General features: G+C 32.8%; 3 protein-coding genes. 2 read left to right on the top strand and 1 reads right to left on the bottom strand.

What is annotated here, in order from left to right; all coding sequences use genetic code 11:
- Positions 1-108 precede the first annotated feature (108 nt).
- Together repM and C502_RS0117895 are read left to right on the top strand one after the other, a co-directional pair.
- The gene (repM, locus tag C502_RS0117900) at positions 109-1,032 is read left to right on the top strand and encodes a replication initiation protein RepM (RefSeq protein WP_018680124.1); all 924 of its coding nucleotides are present in this window, start codon (positions 109-111) and stop codon (positions 1,030-1,032) included.
- A 65-nt stretch (positions 1,033-1,097) separates the two neighbouring features.
- Entirely contained in the window at positions 1,098-1,652 is a 555-nt protein-coding gene (locus tag C502_RS0117895; protein ID WP_018680123.1) for a plasmid replication DNA-binding protein, read from the top strand.
- A gap of 218 nt (positions 1,653-1,870) precedes the next feature.
- Here C502_RS0117895 and C502_RS0117890 read toward each other — a convergent pair whose 3' ends face one another.
- Positions 1,871-2,566 (bottom strand): EcsC family protein, encoded by a 696-nt coding sequence (locus tag C502_RS0117890; RefSeq protein ID WP_018680122.1) that lies wholly within the window; start codon positions 2,564-2,566, stop codon positions 1,871-1,873.
- Between the last annotated feature and the right edge of the window lie 123 nt (positions 2,567-2,689).

The raw sequence follows: 2,689 nt of genomic DNA, 5'->3' as shown, positions 1-2,689 counted from the left end.
TATATCACTACGTTTATCGACCTATATCACTACGTTTATCGACCATTTGACTACATAGATATTTGATGTAGTATTACTACATCAAATATCTATGTAGTCATAAGAATAATGAAAGACTTAATTGTCAAAGATAATGCTTTAATTAATGCTAGTTATAATCTCGACTTAGTTGAACAAAGGTTAGTTCTTCTAGCAATCATAGAAGCAAGACAAACAGGTAAAGGAATCAATGCTAATGATGCATTGGTAATTCATGCTTCGAGCTATATTGAAAATTTTGGAGTAGAGAAACACACTGCATATGCTGTTCTTAAGGAAGCAAGTAAAGTTTTATTTGATAGAAGATTTACTTACCAATCTTTAACAGATAAAGGGAATGTCAAAACTACTCATAGCCGTTGGGTAAGTGAAATCAGTTACATTGATAATGAAGCATCAGTAAGTCTTATCTTTTCACCTGCTGTAGTTCCTTTAATTACAAGGTTAGAAGAAAGGTTTACAAGCTATGAGTTAAAGCAAGTCAGTCAATTGACAAGTAGATATGCAACTAGACTCTATGAATTACTAATTGCTTGGCGAACTACAGGCCAGACCCCCGTATTTGAGATTACAGACTTTCGGAAACAGCTTGGAATTGCTGACGATGAATATATTAGATCTGATAATTTCAAGAGAAGAGTCTTAGATATAGCTATATCCCAAATAAATACATTCACAGACATTAAGGTGAAATCTGAACAGCATAAAACTGGACGATCTATTTCAGGCTACAGTTTTTCTTTTAAATCAAAGACACCTGCCAAAACCTTAACTAAACATAATGGTGAACAACTTGAGCTTGTAAGTGAGTTGACACCAAAACAAATTCAATTGTTCTCAAGTAAATTAGCATACAGCCCAAGTTTTTCCTCAAAATATAGTAAAGCAGGAGAAAGTTATGATGATTTCACAGACAGAATATCTAATGATTTAATGAACCCTACAAAAATCAAAGAATATGCATCATACCTTTCAGCTCTCGGTTTTAAGTAACCTTGTAAATTGACATTGTCAATTTAATAGTAAAGTATTAACTAAAAATAAACCCAGTTTACAGCATGAAAAAATTATCAGTTTCAGAATTGGCTAAGTTGTATGGATATTCAAGACAAGCTATCTATGCACATATAAATAAAGGAAATTTATCAAAAGGCTCTGATGGTTTAATTGACTTCGCTGAAGCCTTAAGAGTATTTGGCGAACCACAAAAGAAAGATATTGATGTAAATCAAAGTCAATCAATTAACAGTCAAAATTTGACTGAAGTTGACTTATTAAAACGTCAAGTTGACATGCTTGAAAAACAATTGAATCAAGCTTTACTTAGAGAAAATCAGTCATTAGAAAGAGAATCTTTCTACCAAGAACAGATTGAAGCTATGCAGCGCTTATTAGAAGCTCCTAAACCTAATATCACTACGTCTATCGACCCTGATATAGCACCATCTATCGACCCAAATACGAGTCGTGAGCAGAACACTACTAAGTCAAACGAAAATGAGTTAAAACCAGAACAAGAACTTTCAAACCCAAGAATTCCTATACCAGAACATATTGAACCAGAACCTGAGAAAAGAGGGTTTTGGAGTCGTTTTTTTAGACCCTATGATTAATCAAAATTGTTTAATCTAGATGAATAAAAATACATAAAAATGATCATGGAATAGGCGTGGAACGTGAATAGTCACGAAAAAGCCGTTCCAGTGCGCTGAACTCGGGAACGGCTTACTTTAAGATATTGATGCGAAAAGGAAAAGTTCAAGTATTTCGCATAAGGCGTATTATGTTAATTTTAGATAAATTTAATAAATACGAGGCATTTCACCTAAACTTAAGAGTTGATTGACTCAGTTTGTACTTTTCTAAAAAATTCTTCTTTATATCTCTTCTGAATCTCACTTGATGCATATTTGGCAAAGGCGAAGTTTATTCCTCCCCCCAAAATACCACCTACAATAGGAATAAATTTTGCTGCTTTCTTCGTAGTAATATCTTTTCCTAAGTATTTAGCTACGATCATAATTAATTTTAGTACTGGATTGGATTTTGCTCCAGATTTTCCTGCAATTTGAGCAGCTCTATTCATCATGGCTTGTATACTTGTAACTGCTGCTTTATCAAAACCAAGTGAATATAAATAAATTTCTCTAGCTAATTCAGCATCATGAGGATTATTAGGGTCAAACCCATTTAAATATGCTACACGTTGAGTTAGCCTATACAACTGCGCTGCCATATTCAGAATATCAACACCACCAATAGTCACCATTGTTGCCATACCACCAATTCCAGAGGCTAATCCAGTTACAGCACTATTTCTTGCTGCATAGTTGCCATAGGAATCAGAAAGATCTTCAATTCTTCTATAGTTTTTTACAATAATTTCCGTTGTGAAATGCTCAATTTTTGAAACTGGCAAGCCTTTAGACTTGGCATCCTTAACAATATCATTAGGATCTACAGAAACAACTTCTGAAATTTTGTTTAAGATTTTAGTTGGTAATTGAGTAGTGTTGTCAAAGTCCATATTTTTTAAACTTAATATAAGGTAGTAATTTATATAATAAATTAATTATCAAGATTTTCATTACATTATATTAAAGATAGTGTCATAGATTGACGCTCTAATTTTCTCCATTTAACATAATGG

This window comes from Acinetobacter tjernbergiae DSM 14971 = CIP 107465, assembly GCF_000374425.1.
Taxonomy (GTDB): domain Bacteria; phylum Pseudomonadota; class Gammaproteobacteria; order Pseudomonadales; family Moraxellaceae; genus Acinetobacter; species Acinetobacter tjernbergiae.
This window is presented reverse-complemented; position numbering and strand designations above follow the sequence as displayed.